Annotated in this window: 17 protein-coding genes; 8 read left to right on the top strand and 9 right to left on the bottom strand. The window is 36.2% G+C overall.

Annotation, left to right across the window (positions count from 1 at the left end):
* Positions 1-10 precede the first annotated feature (10 nt).
* Together ODR02_RS21385 and ODR02_RS21390 are read right to left on the bottom strand one after the other, a co-directional pair.
* Positions 11-1741, bottom strand: coding sequence for a cellulase family glycosylhydrolase (locus ODR02_RS21385; RefSeq protein ID WP_309513496.1), 1731 nt, complete (start codon positions 1739-1741; stop codon positions 11-13).
* Between the two features lie 459 nt (positions 1742-2200).
* Positions 2201-3163, bottom strand: coding sequence for a Gfo/Idh/MocA family protein (locus tag ODR02_RS21390; RefSeq protein WP_309513497.1), 963 nt, complete (start codon positions 3161-3163; stop codon positions 2201-2203).
* A 134-nt stretch (positions 3164-3297) separates the two neighbouring features.
* Between ODR02_RS21390 and ODR02_RS21395 the strand changes: the two genes are divergently transcribed.
* The 5 genes from ODR02_RS21395 (at position 3298) to ODR02_RS21415 (ending at position 9121) form a co-directional block, all read left to right on the top strand.
* Positions 3298-3945, top strand: a complete 648-nt coding sequence (locus ODR02_RS21395; RefSeq protein WP_309513498.1) for a hypothetical protein — start codon at positions 3298-3300, stop codon at positions 3943-3945.
* 101 nt (positions 3946-4046) lie between these two features.
* On the top strand, positions 4047-4697 hold the full coding sequence (locus tag ODR02_RS21400) for a protein-L-isoaspartate(D-aspartate) O-methyltransferase (RefSeq protein WP_105680636.1): 651 nt from the start codon (positions 4047-4049) through the stop codon (positions 4695-4697).
* A gap of 370 nt (positions 4698-5067) precedes the next feature.
* Positions 5068-6054, top strand: coding sequence for a 2-hydroxyacid dehydrogenase (locus ODR02_RS21405; RefSeq protein WP_309513499.1), 987 nt, complete (start codon positions 5068-5070; stop codon positions 6052-6054).
* A 49-nt stretch (positions 6055-6103) separates the two neighbouring features.
* A complete protein-coding gene (locus tag ODR02_RS21410) occupies positions 6104-6397 on the top strand; it encodes a hypothetical protein (protein WP_209783976.1) in 294 nt (97 codons plus the stop codon).
* A gap of 147 nt (positions 6398-6544) precedes the next feature.
* Complete coding sequence (locus ODR02_RS21415; protein ID WP_309513500.1) at positions 6545-9121, top strand: T9SS type A sorting domain-containing protein; 2577 nt, start codon at positions 6545-6547, stop codon at positions 9119-9121.
* Positions 9122-9250: 129 nt separating this feature from the next.
* Here ODR02_RS21415 and ODR02_RS21420 read toward each other — a convergent pair whose 3' ends face one another.
* Positions 9251-9541, bottom strand: coding sequence for an endonuclease domain-containing protein (locus tag ODR02_RS21420; protein WP_309513501.1), 291 nt, complete (start codon positions 9539-9541; stop codon positions 9251-9253).
* A complete protein-coding gene (locus tag ODR02_RS21425; RefSeq protein ID WP_309513502.1) occupies positions 9516-9689 on the bottom strand; it encodes a hypothetical protein in 174 nt (57 codons plus the stop codon). The genes ODR02_RS21420 and ODR02_RS21425 overlap by 26 nt, the downstream gene beginning before the upstream one ends.
* Positions 9690-9969: 280 nt before the next feature.
* Between ODR02_RS21425 and ODR02_RS21430 the strand changes: the two genes are divergently transcribed.
* Positions 9970-11955, top strand: coding sequence for a urocanate hydratase (locus ODR02_RS21430; protein WP_309513503.1), 1986 nt, complete (start codon positions 9970-9972; stop codon positions 11953-11955).
* Between the two features lie 438 nt (positions 11956-12393).
* Here the strand turns inward: ODR02_RS21430 and ODR02_RS21435 are convergent, their stop codons facing one another.
* Complete coding sequence (locus tag ODR02_RS21435; RefSeq protein ID WP_309513504.1) at positions 12394-13356, bottom strand: hypothetical protein; 963 nt, start codon at positions 13354-13356, stop codon at positions 12394-12396.
* Positions 13357-13713: 357 nt separating this feature from the next.
* On the opposite strand from ODR02_RS21435, the gene ODR02_RS21440 reads away from it, so the two are divergent.
* Complete coding sequence (locus tag ODR02_RS21440; RefSeq protein ID WP_309513505.1) at positions 13714-14424, top strand: DUF6261 family protein; 711 nt, start codon at positions 13714-13716, stop codon at positions 14422-14424.
* Between the two features lie 213 nt (positions 14425-14637).
* Here the strand turns inward: ODR02_RS21440 and ODR02_RS21445 are convergent, their stop codons facing one another.
* Positions 14638-15015 carry a helix-turn-helix domain-containing protein gene (locus ODR02_RS21445; protein ID WP_309513506.1) on the bottom strand — a complete coding sequence of 126 codons (378 nt, stop codon included), beginning with the start codon at positions 15013-15015 and terminating at the stop codon, positions 14638-14640.
* Between the two features lie 580 nt (positions 15016-15595).
* Here ODR02_RS21445 and ODR02_RS21450 point away from each other — a divergent pair.
* Positions 15596-16150, top strand: a complete 555-nt coding sequence (locus ODR02_RS21450) for a hypothetical protein (protein ID WP_309513507.1) — start codon at positions 15596-15598, stop codon at positions 16148-16150.
* Positions 16151-16214: 64 nt separating this feature from the next.
* Here ODR02_RS21450 and ODR02_RS21455 read toward each other — a convergent pair whose 3' ends face one another.
* From ODR02_RS21455 to tpx, 3 genes are all read right to left on the bottom strand, one after another.
* On the bottom strand, positions 16215-16937 hold the full coding sequence (locus tag ODR02_RS21455; RefSeq protein ID WP_209783980.1) for a chitosanase: 723 nt from the start codon (positions 16935-16937) through the stop codon (positions 16215-16217).
* A gap of 20 nt (positions 16938-16957) precedes the next feature.
* The gene (locus tag ODR02_RS21460; RefSeq protein WP_309513508.1) at positions 16958-17533 is read right to left on the bottom strand and encodes a DUF2272 domain-containing protein; all 576 of its coding nucleotides are present in this window, start codon (positions 17531-17533) and stop codon (positions 16958-16960) included.
* Positions 17534-17688: 155 nt separating this feature from the next.
* Complete coding sequence (gene tpx / locus ODR02_RS21465; RefSeq protein WP_309513509.1) at positions 17689-18258, bottom strand: thiol peroxidase; 570 nt, start codon at positions 18256-18258, stop codon at positions 17689-17691.
* Between the last annotated feature and the right edge of the window lie 192 nt (positions 18259-18450).

The raw sequence follows: 18450 nt of genomic DNA on the forward strand, positions 1-18450 counted from the left end.
ATAATTATTACTATTTTAGTTCAAAATAATTCAGATTGGCACCATCATTTTCAAAGAAAATTCTGATTTTGTTTTCCCCTTTCTGAAGGCTGATATTTTTTGCAGAAACTGTTTTCCAGTTCTCATTTCCTCCGGTGGATGCCAGTGATACTGTAGCTAAGACTTTTCCGGAAGCCGTTTCAATTCTTATTTTAGAATCATTGGCTGCTGCATATCGGATATCCAATGTATAAGTTCTGTCTCCTTTTGATTGAACAGTATATTGAAGCCATTCTCCGGATTCTGTTTTTCCTACATAATATTGATTGGTAACCTTGTCGTTACACTGATAAATATCCACCCCATCATTTCTCATCTGTTGTCCGGAATTCCATTCTGATCTTTTAGCCGGATCACTTACCCAAAGATTAATGAAATCCTTATCAAGATAGGCAGCACTCATTCTTCCCAAATCATATTCCGAAGCGAAAATTCTTCCAGGAGCCTGATGATTTCTGAAAGGCTTTGTGGAGGAATCCGTGATCTGTCTGAACATCGCATCAATCACATCTCTTTTAATTTCCGTATTGTTCAGCTTATAATTGTCGGCAATCTGTAGTAAAGCTTTTTTAGCATACTCTTTAGATGGTTTTTCACCACCGTTTTTCCAGTAATCCAATAGCTTTTCATATTCAGGAGTAGTTTTCACATTGGTAATTCCTGCAATATTGTCAATCTTTTTCATAGGCCAGAAAGCATACCCGATGTTGTGTTTACCCAAAAGCTGGATCAGTTCCGTAAACCAGACATTGGAATTCTCACCCGTTTCTCCAAGCCAGATTGGAATATTGTATTTCTCCCTAAGCTCCAGAGCAAATTTCAGCGTCTGATCATCATTATAATTCCAGTATTTATGGAAACTGAACGCCATATTATCATCCCATAGAGCTGGCAATCCGTTATAATTATTCCCCCATCCGTTTCCTTCAATGAAAATAAGATGCTTTTTATCAACCTGTCTGATGGCTGCTGTAATATCCTTCTGAAGTTTCCAGAGCGGAGCATTAGACATTTCATCAGTGCCATTCGGATTTTTCCCTGTGAAATTGATGTTAGGTTCATTAATAAGATCATAACCGCCAATCCAGGGACTGTCCTTATATCGTTCAGCCAGCCTTTTCCATAGAGCAACCGTTTTTCTCTGATTCTCCTCATTAGCCCAAAGCGATGGTTTTGACTTATCGTTATCAGAAATATTGGCATCGTTTCCCTGTCCGCCCGGAGCAGCATGAAGGTCTAAAATCAGATAAATTTTATTATCAGCACACCATTGAAGCAGGTCATCAGTCATTTTGAAACCTTCCTCCAGCCATGTATCTTTTCCTTTTGCAGGTTCTTTTTCAATAGGCAGCGTATAAAGATTGTAATGCATCGGAAGCCGGATAGAATTGAATCCAGCTTTGGCTAAAAAGTCAATATCCTGCTTGGTGATTCCATTTTTAAGATAAGCTTTGTAGAACTCATTCAATCCGTCTTCGCCAATTAATTCAGCAATTTTCTCTTTAATCTTATACTGAGTTCCTGCAAAATCAGCAGTTTTCAGCATATATCCTTCCTGCAGCATCCAACCGCCAAGTCCAAGACCTTTCAATTGAATATTTTCACCTTTATCATTAACGATTTTTTGTCCTGAAGTCTTCAGTAATTGTGATGTCCCAAATTGAGACAATAAAAGTGCGGATAATAGAATGGCTCTTTTCATAGTAGTTTCAATGGTTTAAAATAATAGGAAAATATTAGAAATTATAATGAATGATGACAGCACAAGCTGAACCTGTATTCAGTTCATTGAGGTTGCCTGATATCCATATATGTAAAACAAAATCTTTCAATACTTTATTGAATTATTCCTCAAATATATTGTTTTTTTATTTTGAAAAGGATTTTTTATTAATAAATCAGTAATTATTGATAAAAAGTTTTTATTTCATTACAAGTTTTAAAGAACACAAGCAGAAATTAACAGAATGAGTACTACAGCTTCATCAAATCGATTATTAATCGATTCAACCTTCGCTTGCTTAAAATAATACATAGCTAAGATGGAATCTTTACGTTTACAATAATAAGATTAGAAATTAAAAATGCTATCTCATAACCAATTTCTTCTGATTAATAAGATAGCATTATCTCTGTTACTGTTTAGGAAAACAGTATATTTTTAACTGATCAGTTTCATAATTTCTAAAGCCACTTTCAAAGCTTCAGTTCCATCTTCAAGAGAAACCTCTACATTTTTGTCGCCTGTGATAGCATCTGCGAAAGAATTTAATTCATCCAAAATAGCATTGTTAGGCTGGATATTCGGATATTCAAACAGGATCTGGTTCTTTTCTCCTTCTGCATTTTCAATGATCATATCAAATGGAGTAGGGCTTTCAGGAGCATCCTTCATTCTGATTACTTCAGCTTTTTTCTCAAGGAAATCAACAGAAATATAAGCATCCTTCTGGAAGAATCTGCTTTTTCTCATCGCCTTCATAGAAATTCTGGAAGTGGTAAGGTTCGCCACACATCCGTTCTCGAACTCTATTCTTGCATTGGCAATATCCGGAGTTTTACTTACTACACAAACACCGCTTGCATGAATATTTTTTACTTTAGATTTCGCAATACTTAATAAAATATCAAGATCGTGAATCATAAGATCCAATACCACAGAAACATCCGTACCACGTGGATTAAACTCTGCCAGCCTGTGGATTTCAATAAACATCGGATTGCTGATATATTCCTTAGTGGCAATAAAAGCAGGATTGTATCTTTCAACGTGTCCTACCTGTGCTTTGATTCCTTTTTCCTGGCACAGACGAAGGATTTCTTCCGCCTGTTCAAGAGTCTGGGTTACCGGTTTTTCAATAAAAAAATGCAGCCCTTTTTCAATGGCTTTTAAAGCATAATCATAATGATAAACTGTTGGCGTCACAATGTCAAGCATGTCAATCTGCTCCAACAAATCATCAAAATTTTCAAAATATGTATACCCGAATTCGGCTTCTAATTTCTTTCCGTTTTCAACATCTTTATCATGGAAACCTACAAATTCATATCTATCAGACTGATTAAGAAGTTTTAAATGTATTTTTCCCAAGTGTCCGGCACCTACCAAACCTGCTTTTAACATAGCTGTATTAAATTTTTGTAAAGATAGTGAATGTACATTTATAAAATACATGACTTTTCACTTGGAGATATTCAAGATGGAACACGTTTATTCATTAAGGAAATTACAGTAAATTCACGGTCAGAAAAATAACGATGAAAAGAATAATTTCGATTTTACTCTTCTTTGGATTATGTACTGCAGGATGTATAGGAGATAGCCCGTATGATCCGCAGGCTAAATGTGGAACTCCAACGAACCTGATATTTGAAAAAGGAACTAACCTGCTTTCATGGAGCTTTATTAGTCAGGGCGAAGGATATTATGAAATACAGTACGGGGAACAGGGTTTTTCTTTAGGAAAGGGAACTACAGTTGTCACCTATAAGAATTCCTATAATCTCCCTCTTTATAAAGATAATAAATATGATCTGTATGTGAGAAAAAATTGTGGGATAGGCAATGGACGAAGCGACTGGGCAGGACCTGTTACCGTTTTGGCCAGCAATACCACAACTTGTATAAAACCAGGGTATGCAATGTACTCAAAAACAACCTCTTCTTTAAATTCTTCTATTTTTGAAGCTACAGTATCCTGGGAAAATGATGGGGTTTCTGCCTATGAAACGGTCTTAACGACCAGTTCTGTGCCACCGGCAAGTGGAGAATTGGCGATTGCAGGTCAAAAAGCAATTTATGTAGGATTAAGTAAAACAGTGAGCTATAACTTTTTTGTGAGAAAAAGATGTGCTGATAATACTTTCAGCGATTTTTACGGACCTTATCCGATAAAGTGGAATTAAGAGATAAAAATAAAGCAGTCATTTTTTGATTGCTTTATTTTTGTGGATAATTCTTTGCTTCAATTTCTGAAATCTAATTTCTAATTTATTACTTTTGCCAAATGCAGGATTCGTTTGTACATAAAGGAAAAAGAAAGATTTTAGTCGATTATCTTCGAAACAGAATTGGAATTTCGGATGAAAATGTACTTTCGGCAATGAGTGAAGTTCCGAGACACCTTTTTATCGAAAGTATTTTTGAAGATTTTGCCTATGAAGACCGGGCTTTCCCGATTCTGGCGCATCAGACGATTTCCCATCCCTCCACGGTAGCGGAACAGTCTGAACTGCTGAAGGTAAAGCCAGGCGAAAAAGTATTGGAAATCGGAACAGGATGCGGATACCAGACTGCCATTCTAATGACGATGAAAGCTCATGTTTACACAGTAGAAAGACAGAAAGACCTTTTTGATTTTTCTAAAAAGAAACTCAGAGAACTTCATCTGTTTCCAAAATTCCAGAGCTTTGGAGATGGCTTTGCCGGACTTCCTACTTTCGCTCCCTTTGATAAAATTATCGTAACCTGTGGTGCTTCCACATTACCTACGGAACTTTTAAAACAACTGAACGTAGGAGGAATCATGGTAATTCCCTTAGGCCCGACAAATGAACAGGTTTTATACCGATTTACCAAAGTAGGCCCAACAGAATTTGAAAAAGAAGAATTTGGGGCGTATAAATTTGTTCCGATGCTGGGTAATACCAATCAATAGCAACCTATCTCTAAAGAGTGTATCATTCTGAATGAAATGCAATGTAATGAAGAATCTCATACAGTTTAGTCAATAAGATTCTTCCTCGGTCAGAACGGTAAAATCCAGATAGTTTGATTTTTAGAGAGCCTCTTTTCAAAAATAAAATTCCTTTGGATTTAATCAAAATTAAAATCTTTTTAACTCCATTTCGGAATGAAAATTGATGGAATTAAAACCCTCAGGATAAAATTACCATCACAGAAAATACACTAGATCTTGAATAGAACATTCAGATGAAAAGAAATAATTTTTTTTAATATTAAAGTTCAATAACCTTACTTTTTGCGAGTGAGGTTTTTTTATTTAAAAATCATTAAACAATAGTACAATGAAAGTTTTTATCAATAAAAGAATTCCTGAAACAGGAATTAAAATGCTGGAAGAAGCAGGACTGGAAATACTATTTCCGGAAAAAGAAAACCTTTCTTACGAAGAATGGATGAGCTACTGTAAAAATGCAGATGCCCTCCTAAATGTAGGCGGAGACTTCAGATATGATAAGAATTTTTTTGATGCCTGTCCCAATATCAAAGCCCTCGCTCTGTATTCTGTAGGATTTGACCATGTAGACATTAAGGAAGCTACTCAAAGGAATATTCCGATAGGAAATACTCCGGATGTTTTGAGCAGAGCAACTTCAGATGTTGCATTTTTACTGATGCAGGCTGTGGCAAGAAGGGCAAGCTACAATTTCCAGAAAGTGAAAGAGGATAACTGGGGAGCATTTGATCCTTTACATGCTTTAGGACAGGAATTGTACGGAAAAACACTGGGGATTTTTGGTTTGGGGCGTATTGGTTATGAAATGGCCGAAAAGTCAAAAAAAGCTTTTGGAATGAACATTATTTATCACAACCGCCACACCAATAAAGAAGCAGAAAAGGAATTAGGCGCAACCTATGTCTCTTTTGATGAACTGATTCAGAAATCAGATGTGCTGAGTGTTCATGCCAACTTTACCCCTGAGCATAAAGAGCTATTCAATGAGTCCATATTTGAACAGATGAAACAGAATGCGATCTTTATCAACACAGCCAGAGGAGGGTTTCACAACCAAAAAGATCTGTATCAGGCGCTTGTTGATAAGAAAATCTGGGGTGCAGGCCTGGATGTTACCAATCCGGAACCTATGTCAGCAGATGATCCTATTCTTGGACTTTCCAGTGTCTGTATTCTTCCGCACATCGGATCTGCTACGGTTGAAGCCCGAAATGGGATGGCAAGACTTGCTGCAGGAAATATCATCGCATTTTCGAAAAATGAAAAAATGCCACATTGTGCAAATCCTGACGTTTATTCTGATCATTTATCATAACTTGGAATTATTTTTGTTCTGAATATATAAACCTAAAATCTTAAATAGTATGGCACCAGAGAAAAATATTAATGAACAGAATAAAAGGTTAGAACAGATGGATTATAACCCGAACGAAGATATATTTAAGAGAGAAAAACACATTTCGCTCGATGGAGACGGAAATCCTATTTTGGATGAAGATTTTGACGATGATAAAATTGATAAAGGATTAGATATTCCCGGAGCAGAAGATGATGATAAAATGGAAGAAATAGGAGAGGAAGATGAAGAAAATAATTATTGGAGTCTCAGCGATAATGAAGATGACCATGAAGAAGAAAATGATGATGTTTTAACCTAACATTTGATAATAACAGACTAAGCCTTGCTGAATTTCAGTAAGGTTTTTTGTTAACCAGAAACTTGTCCTTGGGTAAATGTTTGAATTGCTGGGGTGAATCATGTCAATTAATATGAGTATTTTTGCCGAAAACTAATATTAAACTTTATGATGATGAGTTTCTACACCAGAGTACTACTGGTTTCTTTTCTAAGTGTTATTTTTTCTAATCTTTATTCTCAGAATAAGTATATAAAAGACCCTGATTTTAATGCGGCTTTTCAAACCAATAAGTATTTTGTTGATGGCAAAGGGCAAATTGAATTTAGTATTTCCCAGCCAGACGGGAAAATTCTTGTTGTATACAAAACATTCATACCTGTTCCGGGAGGTGATATTTACAATATGGTAAGGATCAATCCTGATAATTCTATAGATCCCACTTTTACCACAGCTGTTTTTAACAGGTTTGTGAAAAGTGTAGCGTTGCAGAGTGACGGTAAAATTCTTGTAGCGGGAGGGTTTACTTTACATAACAATATAGCTTCCAAGTTTATTGTAAGGCTTAATGCGAACGGAACTAAAGATTCTGCTTTCAATATTGGAAACTTTTCATTTCCTCAATTTACCGATAATCCTTCTGTAAACAAAGTAGCAGTGCTTGCCGGAGATAAGATTCTGCTTGGTGGGAATTTCATAACTTATAATGGAGCAACCAAGAAATATATTTTAAAATTGAATACAAACGGATCTGTAGATTCATCATTTGATTTTGATTTTACAGGATATGATTCTGATGTCAGTAATTTTGAACTTCAGCCAGATGGTAAAATTATTACAACGTACTATTTCAATCGTATTTTAAGACATAATGTAAACGGATCTGCTGATCCTTCATTTACACAACCTGATTATTCCAATTTTAGTGGAGTGGGAATTAAAACGGTTGCTGTGAGAAATGATGGTAAAATTTATATTGGTGGGAAATTTATTTTTGGCGGAAATAACCAGTTTTTAATGAGACTGAATGCAGATGGAACAAGAGATCTGGGGTTTGTAGTTAAAAGCTTTTATCAGAATTATCCTTCAGGAACTGGTGCTGACGGGGTTTATTCAATCCTTTTACAGCCCGATGGAAAAGCACTGGTAGGCGGAAGTTTTAAATCGTATGGCGGGCAGTCTGCGCCGGGAATTATGCGTTTAAATGATGATGGCTCACTGGATCCTACTTTTCAAGGAAAAGTAACACGTCTGGTGAATGGATATTCATTTTCAGACTATGTTAATAATCTTAGTTTTCATTCAAGCGGAAATGTTATTGCTACCGGTTCTATGAAATATTATAATGAAGACGTGGCCGGGAATATTGTGATGTTTTCTTCTTTAGCCGGAGATAGAATTTCTACTTTTCAAAATATTTGTAAAGGTTTTGACACTGCTCCCAATAAAATATTTATGCAGCCGGACGGGAAGATTATTGTGACGGGTAATTTTTATGCTTACAACGGAAAGCCCAGTGATAGAATTGTGCGTCTAAATCCTGACGGAAGTGTTGATAACGATTTTAAAGTGCCATCACCCTTATTATTTCATTCGTCTCAGGAACCCGCTGATATTAAATTTTTATCCAATGGTAAAATATTACTGGGAACAGAAGGAACGATAAACGGAGGTGAAAATGGAGGAGGAGTTGTAAGGTTGAATTATGACGGAAGTTTAGATCCTACATTTTTTAGTTTGGTAGGCAATGATCGGGGATTATATGGATCATTAAAATTTAAGAACTTTATTCTGTTTAATGATGGTAAAATACTAGTTCCCGGAATGTTTTATTATGTTAAAAATAATGTATCGGTTCCTATTGATAATAAATTCGTAGTTCTGGACCAGGCCGGAAATATAGATACCACTATAGATTATGCAGAGCCTTACAGTTTGCTTGGCAGACTTAAATTGCTGCCTAATGACAAGATTTTATTAACGGGGTATGACAGTAGTTTATCTAAAAATGTAATGGCCAGACTATTATCCAATGGACAAATAGACGGAACCTTTACAACAATAACATCTCAGCCAAATATTAATGACATGTATCCTGCACCGGATGGAAAAATCTATGCTATTTCTAATCTGATTTTTGGCCATAAACTGATGCGCTTTAATGAAGATGGAACATTGGATAATTCATTTACTATACAATCTTATGATGATGGAATGACTACCCGGGAACAACCATTTGAATTTGAAAATAATGGGAAATTTTTTACTGCTTTTACAGAGCTTTTCAATTTTAAAGGACTTGTAAGGCATAATCCCAATGGAACCATAGATAATACTTTTGATATCGGAACCGGTTTTGTAACGCCATATCCTAATAATTATTCAGATGATGTATCTTCAATTAAGAGACAGGGAAATGGTTTTCTTGTAGGCGGTGAGTTCAGGGAATTTGATGGTCAACCCGTGAGAGGACTTGTCAGACTTATTCCTCAAACAACTTTGAATACCCGAGAAGAGAAAACCGGCAAGAAAAACTCTATCTATCCTAATCCGACAACAGGTATTCTGAATGTAAAAACAGAAGGATTGAATCAATATCAAATTATAGATAATTTAGGGAGAGTAATTATCAGTTCAGCCGAATTAAAATCAACGATTGATGTTTCTCATCTTCCTGCAGGTGTATATTATATCCATTTAAAGGGAAACAAAGAAAATGTTGTTGAAAAATTTATAAAAAAATAAAACTAAAAGTATTCTTACCCAATACTGTACATAAAACCTTACTGAATTTCAGTAAGGTTTTTTTATGTGAAATAACAACTAATATGGGTAAGGGCAATTCCCCTCCCTTGGAGGGGTGGATTCAAAAATTTAAAGAATTTTTGAAGACGGGGTGGTTCCATAGTGCAGAATGATAAATTCTTCCAACTCCTTCATCACCACATCCAAATTATTCCTCACATCAAAATCAGTAGTTCTGAAAACCCATAGTCCTAATGACTCAAGATATTCTTCTCTGAATCTATCATAAATTTGTTTCTCATCATGGCTCGACCCGTCAATCTCAACGATGAGTCCCAGGTTTTTCACATAAAAATCAACAATATAATTGCCAATAATTCTTTGTCGGTCAAAATCAATGGTATGAAATTTTTTTTGCACGAACTTTCTTCCAAAATAGTACTTCACCTAAGATCCGGGCTTTACGTTTTTCTTTTAATAATACTTTTAAATAGCTGTTGTAGGGTAGATTCTCAACAAAATTCCTGCGGATCGGAATTCCGTTGATGATGGTGAGGGTTTCTTTCATTGTTGTGTTTTTACCATCCCGTCTTTCAAAGTTGTTAACTTTGAAATCCACCCCTCCGAGGGAGGGGAATTCAGGTGCATTTATTCAAATATAGTATTTAATATCAAATGATGGCTGGTTTACAACTTTCATAACTTTCCCTAAACCCTAAACCCTAAACCCTAAACCCTAAACCCTAAACCCTAAACCATTCTTCCCTTCCCCTCTTGCCTATATTTTCTATTTTGAATATCTTTAAAACTTCAAACATTGTTTAAAACATAGATCTTTAAATAGCAATATGACATTCCAAGAACAGATACAGCAGGGGATTCCTAATCAGCTGCCACAACCAAAACCATACGAAACCAATATCAACCATGCTCCGAAGCGTAAAGAAATTTTAGGAGAAGAAGAGAAAAAACTGGCATTGAAGAATGCACTACGTTATTTTGATCCTCAGTTTCATGCAGAACTGATTTCTGAATTTAAGCAGGAACTGGAAGATTACGGAAGGATTTATATGTATCGTTTCCGTCCGGATTATGAAATGAAAGCAAGGCCTATCACAGACTATCCCGGAAAATCTGAGCAGGCTAAAGCGATTATGTTGATGATTCAGAACAACCTGGATTATGCCGTAGCACAACATCCTCATGAATTGATTACCTATGGTGGAAATGGAGCTGTATTCTCAAACTGGGCTCAGTATCTGCTGACAATGAAATATCTGTCGGAAATGAGTAATGAACAGACGTTGGTGATGTATTCAGGGCATCCGATGGGACTATTCCCGTCTCATAAAGATGCACCAAGAGTGGTTGTAACCAATGGAATGATGATCCCGAATTATTCAAAGCCGGATGACTGGGAGAAGTTCAACGCACTAGGCGTTACCCAATACGGGCAGATGACTGCGGGAAGTTATATGTATATTGGTCCACAGGGAATTGTTCATGGAACAACGATTACGGTGTTAAATGCATTCAGAAAAATTAAAAAAGAGTCGAAAGGAGGTCTTTTTGTAACTTCAGGATTAGGCGGAATGAGTGGAGCTCAGCCAAAAGCAGGTAATATTGCGGGCTGTGTTACCGTATGTGCCGAAGTAAACCCGAAGATCACAAAGATCCGTCATGATCAGAAATGGGTGAATGAAATCCATGAAGACCTTGATGCTTTGGTAAAAAGAGTAAGAGAAGCACAGGCGAATAAAGAAACCGTTTCTTTGGCTTACCTTGGAAACATTGTTGAGGTTTGGGAAAAATTCGATCAGGAAGATTTAAGAATCGACATCGGATCAGATCAGACATCCCTTCACAATCCATGGGCTGGTGGTTACTATCCTGCAGGACAAAGCTTTGAAGAATCTAATACAATGATGGCAGAAAACCCTGAATTATTCAAAGAAAAAGTTCAGGAAACATTGAGAAGACATGCGGCAGCTATCAATAAACATACAGCAAAAGGAACGTATTTCTTCGATTATGGAAATGCCTTTCTATTAGAAGCTTCCAGAGCAGGAGCTGATGTAATGGCAGAAAATCCGACATTGGGCAGAGAATTCAAATATCCGAGTTATGTTCAGGACATTATGGGACCTATGTGTTTCGATTATGGGTTTGGACCTTTCCGTTGGGTATGTTCCAGCGGAAATCCTGAAGATCTGCAGAAAACAGATGATATTGCATGTGCAGTATTAGAAGAAATGGTTAAAAATTCTCCTGAAGAAATTCGGCAACAGATGAAAGATAATATTCAGTGGATCAAGGGAGCACAGGAAAATAAACTGGTGGTAGGTTCACAGGCAAGAATTCTTTATGCAGATGCTGAAGGAAGAATGAAAATTGCAGAGGCCTTCAATAAAGCCATTAGAAACGGAGAAATCGGGCCTGTGGTGTTAGGAAGAGACCATCATGATGTTTCAGGAACAGATTCTCCTTACAGAGAAACTTCAAATATCTATGACGGATCAAGATTTACAGCGGATATGGCCATTCATAATGTGATTGGTGACAGTTTCCGTGGGGCTACCTGGGTTTCCATTCACAATGGTGGTGGAGTTGGCTGGGGTGAAGTGATCAATGGTGGTTTCGGAATGCTTCTTGACGGAAGTGATGATGCAGACAGAAGATTGAAATCTATGCTTTTCTGGGACGTAAACAACGGAATTTCAAGAAGAAGCTGGGCAAGAAATGAAGGCGCTATTTTTGCGATTAAAAGAGCAATGGAAGTAGAACCGAATCTGAAAGTAACCCTTCCGAATCTGGTAGATGAAAATTTACTGTAAAATATTTTAGATATAAAGAAAACCTGCTGTAAAGCAGGTTTTTTGTTTCTTGTTACAATAAGAGTTTAAGATTCCTTCGGAAAGACAAAAGGAGCGCTTACATTATCCACAAAGTGTGTCATTCCGTAGGAATCTCTGCTTTCTCAAGTAGTTTTAGATTCCACGCTTCACTTCGTTTCGCTCTGAATGACAAACATGGTGTATATTTTAATGTGTTTTTAAAGGATCAATCTTACTCGCACAATTATCGGAAAACTTTTTAGCGTCCTCTTTGTCATTCCGTAGGAATCTCAACAGAGATTAAATATCTGAGATCCCAAAACAGCTGATGGACATATTTCATATTTTCTCTCAAAAAAAGCAAGGCTTTCCAACAAATCCTGAATCTCAGAAGTTTGTCTGTGTGTAATTTATTTGATAATGATTTTAAAATGAAGATTATAAGTTTCTTTTTGCATTTACAACTGCTCTAACTTTATCTTGCCAATTCCTTGTATGTGCAACTCTATAATATTGGTCACTAGGCCTTACTTGTATTTGAAGCCGTGATAGTTGACTTAATTCTCTCCAATTTTCAAATAATATATAAACAGCATTTCCATAGTTAGAATTTTCAAATACAACTAGATTTTCTGAGAACTTAGCCCCAATATATCTACTCATACCAGATGTTCCGACTATAATGTCTTGTGGATCCAAACTCTGTAAAAATGCTAAGCTATCTCTTATTTCGGAAGTTCTTTCTGGTGTTAAGTTTCTTAAACCTCTAATTGCAGTTCTTAAATTATCATCTAGAGTTCCTGGAGGGAAAATCTCCCAATTTAAGATTAAAGAGTTTAAGAATTGTTCAATAGTTGTATCACTCGGGAACACATTTATTGAACCTATGTTTTCTTGTAAAATATTAATGTTAAATAGTATTTCGGGTTCATTTGTCTTTAGAAGAACGGGAGTTGTCTGAAATTTTAGTGTATAGAAAGGTATATTATTTTCGATATTTTCTTCTAAAAGTGTTGTATGAATAAATATATTTCGTGGTGCTATTTCATCATAAGGAATGATTAATCTTGTTATATATAGAGAGAATGTTCCTCTTGAATAATCTCCAAAAATAGGACGCTCACCTGCGTAATAGGTTTTTCTAACTCTAGGTCTTTCTGGATATTTTATTCTATATCCGGTTATATTTTTCTTACTATAAGAACCAGCGGTTGTTTCAGGTTCATAATATTCTTGAATTTGTATTTCAGGATTAAAAGTGACGATTTTAGAAATTACTGGATGTTGTTCAATTTGTTCTTTCGTCATTTTCTTTATTGTAGCAACAACAATTTCGTTTTCTTGTAAATTGTTTAATTTAGTCCTGATAAAATCAGGAATTAATCTATAGTTTTTTTTCATAGTAATTTAGTATTTGTTACTTTATATTGTTTTTTAATAAATTAACAACCGAATATAGAAAAATACACCTATTAATAATTACGGTTTCCCGTAGCTAAAAACTCCCAACATCTCAACAACCCTGTTTTTTTATCACCCGACACCTCTGGTAGTCTAAAATAATACTAAAACACTCCTCCCAAGCCCTCAGTTTATTAAAAACAAGTATGTTTGAAACCTCCCAAGAACTTTAGAAGTCTCCAGCAAGTCGGGGGAAACCTTCTAACGCTTTTGGAGGTTTGTTGCAAGTATATTTGTAACCCAACAACTTTTTTCTATATTTGAGTGTTAATTTATTAATCCAAAAAACACAAAAAAATGAAAATTGCCCTCACACAGCTGAGCACTAAAGATCTTGCGACTTTAGCTCAGAGAATTCTTTCTAATGCCCAATCCGGAAAATATCCTGTTATCGACAATCATCCTCTTGTAGGAGCTTTGGTGTCTTCCTATACGGAATACGATAAGGTATATACAAAGCAGATCTACAGCGGAAAAGGAAAAGATGTGGCTACCGCCGATCATGAAAGAGATATTGCCTATACCAATCTGAAATCTTTCCTGAATGGATATCGTAAACTGCCTTCTGCAGCCAACTATCAGTTGGCAGAGGATCTCTACGGAGTATTCAAAACTTTTGGGCTGAACCTGGATAGGCTGAGTTACTCTTCACAAACGGCTCAGATGAAAAAGCTTATAGAAGAATTAGAAACGACAGATAACAAACAGAAGATTACACTTCTTTCTCTGGACGCAGCATTTGCAGAGATAAAAGCTAAGCAGGATGCTTTTGAAATAGTGTTTGCAGAGCAGGCAGGAGCCAATGCCGATCTTCGTCAGATGACGAGTGCGAGTGCCATCCGTAAAGACCTGGAGAAAACATTGAAAACTTATATGAATCTTCTCACAGCAATGAAGTCGGTTCCAGGCTGGGAATTGCTGTACAGTGATACCAATGAGTTGGTGAAGGCTGCCAAAAACTCTTCGTTCGGGAAGAAAGAAGGTGATGATACCACACCACAGAAATAAGTGTTTTGTTGGAAAAACGCGAGGGTGAAAATTTAGTTTAATCTTGGCGTTTTCTAACTGCAACATAAAAAAAACTCAGCATACAGCTGAGTTTTATTTTTTTTGAACCATTAAGGATTTTTAAGTTTTGAAGTTTAGTTAAGGGGAAACATCATAGATGTTTTATAAAGCGTGATGCTTAATATTCTTAATACTTTCAATCTTCTTAATGGTTTATTTATTTTTAAGAGCCTTTATTTCTTCCTGCAACCTTTCATTTTCCTTCTTCAGGTGTTCTATATAGTCTCTTTGGTTTTCCAGAAGGAATTCGGGTACATTACAATAAAGATTACCATTTATATTATTTCCGAATCCACTACTTTCAGTGATGTTATCAAAATTATAGATTTGCTTGGCCTCCTCTTCTTCAAAGATTTCCTCTACAGGAACTTCCAGGAAACGGGCAATTTTTTCCCATTCTTCCTTTCTTATGGCTACATCTCCACTTTCTTTTCTGCTGTAGTTGGATACATCTGTGGCGATGATGTCAGCAACCTGCTGTTGTGTGATGCCTTTTCTCTTTCTTACGTTGCGTAGTTTTTCTTTTTGCATGACCCGTATTTTCTACAAATATGCAAAATTTTACCCGAAAAAAAATATTTCTTTTTATCAGAAATTGTGAGGAAGTACGATTTCTTAGCCATTGGCGAACTTTTTACGTTCTTATTGTTATTCTACAGGAATCTATGCAGTGGAAGCGTTTAGACTGATGAAAAAAATAAGAGTTTAGTTTCCTTCGGAAAGATAAAATGAGCGCTTAGATTATCCACAAAGTCTGTCATTCCTTAGAAATCTCTGCTTTATCAAGTAGTTTTAGATTCCACGCTTCACTTCGTTTCGCTCTGAATGACAAACATGGTGTATATTTTAATGTGTTTTTAAAGGATCAATCTTACTCGCACAATTATCGGAAAACATTTTAGCGTCCTCTTTGTCATTCCATAGGAATCTATGCAGTGAAAGCTTTTGGATTGATGAAAAAAATAAGAGTTTAGATTCCTGCGGAATGACAAGGTGAGCGCGTAGGAAGACTATGTAAACAATTTTTCAACAAAATTTAAAATGTTAGAAAATTTCAGAACTCTTTCCAACCTTTTTTACCATCACTGCATCTTTATAATAAAAGAGCATTATGAAAATTACCATACCCAAGCCCTGTCATGAAAACTGGAATGCAATGACGCCTGAAGAAAAAGGTAAATTTTGTGCGGTTTGTTCAAAGACTGTTCATGATTTTACTGGTTTTTCAGATGAAGAATTAGTAGCCCGTTTCAATTTGGAGGAAAATATATGTGGAAGATTTCGGGAAGATCAGTTGGGAAAAAATCTGAATTTTTCAATAGCCGGAACATTTGCATTAGGACTTTTGATGGCAGGCAGTATCGTGAATACAGTCAATGGACAGGATACAAAATCTCAGACGATAAAGGGCGAAGTAGCTGTGAGTGGAGTTATAGGGAAGCCTGTGGTGCGTGAAAAGCCTGTCAGAATGGGAGCTCGATTATCACAACCTGCAGCTAAACCTTTGATTGTAATCAATGGTAAAACAAGTTCATTTGAGAAAATGAAAGCATTGAACCCGAAAGATATTAAAAGCTTCAGTACTCTTTCTGGTGAAGCCGCTGTAGATCGGTATGGTAAAAAGGCTAAAGATGGAGTAGTTCTGATTACTACCAAAAATAAGTAGAAGCTTATAAAGCAGTCATATAAAAACCTGCAATAAGCAGGTTTTGTGGTTATTAATTTTATTTTTAAAACTGAACTCCCTGGGTTTTAAAGGGCTTTTCAAGTTTCCAGTTGTCATCAACAATTAAGTTCTTAAAAGTTTGGGTTCTGTAGGCAGACGCTCTTACTTCTTTGGTTTCATAATTAGAAAGCCAGGCATGTCTTGCAGCTGTGTATTGGGTGATCCATCGTTTTTCATCACCTCCCATATTGGGTGGATATTCCGGAAACTTTTTACGAAGTGATTCTCGGATGCTTCCACTATGGATATAACTGTCAAAGATGACAAGCAGAGATAAGGGAAGAGTAAAGCCATTTGACTTGAACCAGTTTAAGGCTGGCTGGAAATACCTCAAATCAAAAAAAGCTTCCTGTACCGTGTGCATGATCGGGTCGTTTTGACCTGCTTTTTTCAACGTTTCTACAAATTCTTCATTCTGATAAAGGGACACGGGAATGCCTCCCTCTATTTTACCTATTTCATTGACATAGCTTTTGAAAAAGTCTGCATAAGTCCCGTTTGCTTCTATATACATTTCGATCAGCTTTTTAAGATTTCCGAACTCCGTGGTCTGAAACCTTCCATAGGTGATCTGTCTGTAGTAATTATCGTTTAATCTTTTATCTCTGTAAGCGACATAGGCATCATAGCCTCCGGAACGTTTTCCGTTTTCAAAAGTACTGATGACTTCTGCAATTTTATTGGCGGTAGGCTGGCTGATCCCTGAAGGTAAATTTTTAAATTCCATGGTTTTTGTTTTTAATGGTGCTATTTTAAATTTTCAATGATGGAGATGAAAGGATTGGAAGATCTTTGTATAATAAGACCATTATGATCAAGTCTTACTTCTTTCTGTCTGATAGAGTCTCCCTCATTTCCGCCAACGGTAATAAGATAATGACCCTCATCATCTTCTCCCGTTTCTATTACAATTGCAGAATGCGATTCATAAGAATTATGAGCTTGGGCATACGCATAATCGAATTTGTTGCCACTTCTGTTATTGTGAACAATATCGCCGATCTTAGGTCGGTATTCTGTGATTTTTCTCGCCCGGAATACTCCTTTGCCACTTATTGTATTCTGAATAGCAAAGTGAACAAATTTTGAGTGGGACACTGCAAACCGGAACTCGGTTTTGGTAGCACCCGCTTTTTTTACACACCAGGAAACAAATACGGCAGACCATGGTACTTCTACGCTTTCGAAAGTCTCACTCAGATCCGTCCAGTATTTTTTGATCTGTACGCTTAGTTTTGCATCCCCTTCATCCATATTTCTGTACTCTTTATATTGCCCTAGGGCAATGTTTGATAACTTTTTTGAAAATTCTGTTGTTGCCATTGTAAGTGTTTTTTAATAGATTAAAAGTACAGTGCATTGGATTAAATTGAAATTACCCGTTTGGGTACTTTTGTGATGCATACAGAAGGCTATTATAAACAGAGGCTCCGGCGATCGAAGATCGCCGGAGCCTATTATTTTAAAGCAAAAGCTTACTATTTTACAGCGGCAATAGCTGCTTCATAATTGGGTTCTTGTGAAATATCAGCCACCTGCTCTTCATAAATGACTTTTCCTGAAGGATCTATTACCACAACGGCTCTGCTCAGAAGTCCTTTCATTGCAGAATCTACCAGTTCCACCCCATAGTTCCATCCAAAATCTGAACGGAAGTCTGAAAGCATGACCACATTGTTGATCCCTTCAGCACCACAGAATCTTTTCTGGGCAAACGGTAAATCTTTAGAAATGCAAAGTACTACTGTATTGGGAAGGTTTCCAGCCTCTTCATTGAAATGATGTACAGATGCAGAGCATACTCCGGTATCTACACTTGGGAAGATATTCAGAATAACATATCTTCCTTTGTAGGAATCCAGCGTCTGATCATTCATATTGATATCTGTAAGGGTAAATTTAGGAGCGGGCTTATTCAGAGCCGGCAATTTAGCATAGGTGTGAACTTCTTTTCCCCCCATTAAAACAGTATTGATCGCTTTAGATTTTTGAGCAAAGCCCACTGCAGAAAAGAATAGCAGTGTACCGCAAACTAATTTTGAAAACATGAAATTTTATTTTTAGCTAAATTATTCTTTTTTCAGGAGCTAAGATTAATTTTAATTCAAATAGATCGAATCTATTGTCAGATTATTTTTTACAAAATATTTTACCTCTACCTTTATATTATAAAATGTAGTAGTTTCAAGGTGTCATTCTGAATGAAATAAAATGTAATGAAGAATCTCATATAAAAATCA

Source organism: Chryseobacterium sp. CFS2 (assembly GCF_036543225.1).
GTDB classification, from domain to species: domain Bacteria; phylum Bacteroidota; class Bacteroidia; order Flavobacteriales; family Weeksellaceae; genus Chryseobacterium; species Chryseobacterium culicis_A.

Coding starts and splice junctions, on each gene's coding strand:
- ODR02_RS21435 (WP_309513504.1), bottom strand. CDS start 13,356: ATGAAAAAAAACTATAGATTAATTCCTGATTTTATCAGGACTAAATTA.
- ODR02_RS21460 (WP_309513508.1), bottom strand. CDS start 17,533: ATGGCAACAACAGAATTTTCAAAAAAGTTATCAAACATTGCCCTAGGG.
- ODR02_RS21440 (WP_309513505.1), top strand. CDS start 13,714: ATGAAAATTGCCCTCACACAGCTGAGCACTAAAGATCTTGCGACTTTA.
- ODR02_RS21415 (WP_309513500.1), top strand. CDS start 6,545: ATGATGATGAGTTTCTACACCAGAGTACTACTGGTTTCTTTTCTAAGT.
- ODR02_RS21450 (WP_309513507.1), top strand. CDS start 15,596: ATGAAAATTACCATACCCAAGCCCTGTCATGAAAACTGGAATGCAATG.
- tpx (WP_309513509.1), bottom strand. CDS start 18,258: ATGTTTTCAAAATTAGTTTGCGGTACACTGCTATTCTTTTCTGCAGTG.
- ODR02_RS21400 (WP_105680636.1), top strand. CDS start 4,047: ATGCAGGATTCGTTTGTACATAAAGGAAAAAGAAAGATTTTAGTCGAT.
- ODR02_RS21385 (WP_309513496.1), bottom strand. CDS start 1,741: ATGAAAAGAGCCATTCTATTATCCGCACTTTTATTGTCTCAATTTGGG.
- ODR02_RS21445 (WP_309513506.1), bottom strand. CDS start 15,015: ATGCAAAAAGAAAAACTACGCAACGTAAGAAAGAGAAAAGGCATCACA.
- ODR02_RS21405 (WP_309513499.1), top strand. CDS start 5,068: ATGAAAGTTTTTATCAATAAAAGAATTCCTGAAACAGGAATTAAAATG.
- ODR02_RS21430 (WP_309513503.1), top strand. CDS start 9,970: ATGACATTCCAAGAACAGATACAGCAGGGGATTCCTAATCAGCTGCCA.
- ODR02_RS21455 (WP_209783980.1), bottom strand. CDS start 16,937: ATGGAATTTAAAAATTTACCTTCAGGGATCAGCCAGCCTACCGCCAAT.
- ODR02_RS21390 (WP_309513497.1), bottom strand. CDS start 3,163: ATGTTAAAAGCAGGTTTGGTAGGTGCCGGACACTTGGGAAAAATACAT.
- ODR02_RS21410 (WP_209783976.1), top strand. CDS start 6,104: ATGGCACCAGAGAAAAATATTAATGAACAGAATAAAAGGTTAGAACAG.
- ODR02_RS21395 (WP_309513498.1), top strand. CDS start 3,298: ATGAAAAGAATAATTTCGATTTTACTCTTCTTTGGATTATGTACTGCA.
- ODR02_RS21425 (WP_309513502.1), bottom strand. CDS start 9,689: ATGAAAGAAACCCTCACCATCATCAACGGAATTCCGATCCGCAGGAAT.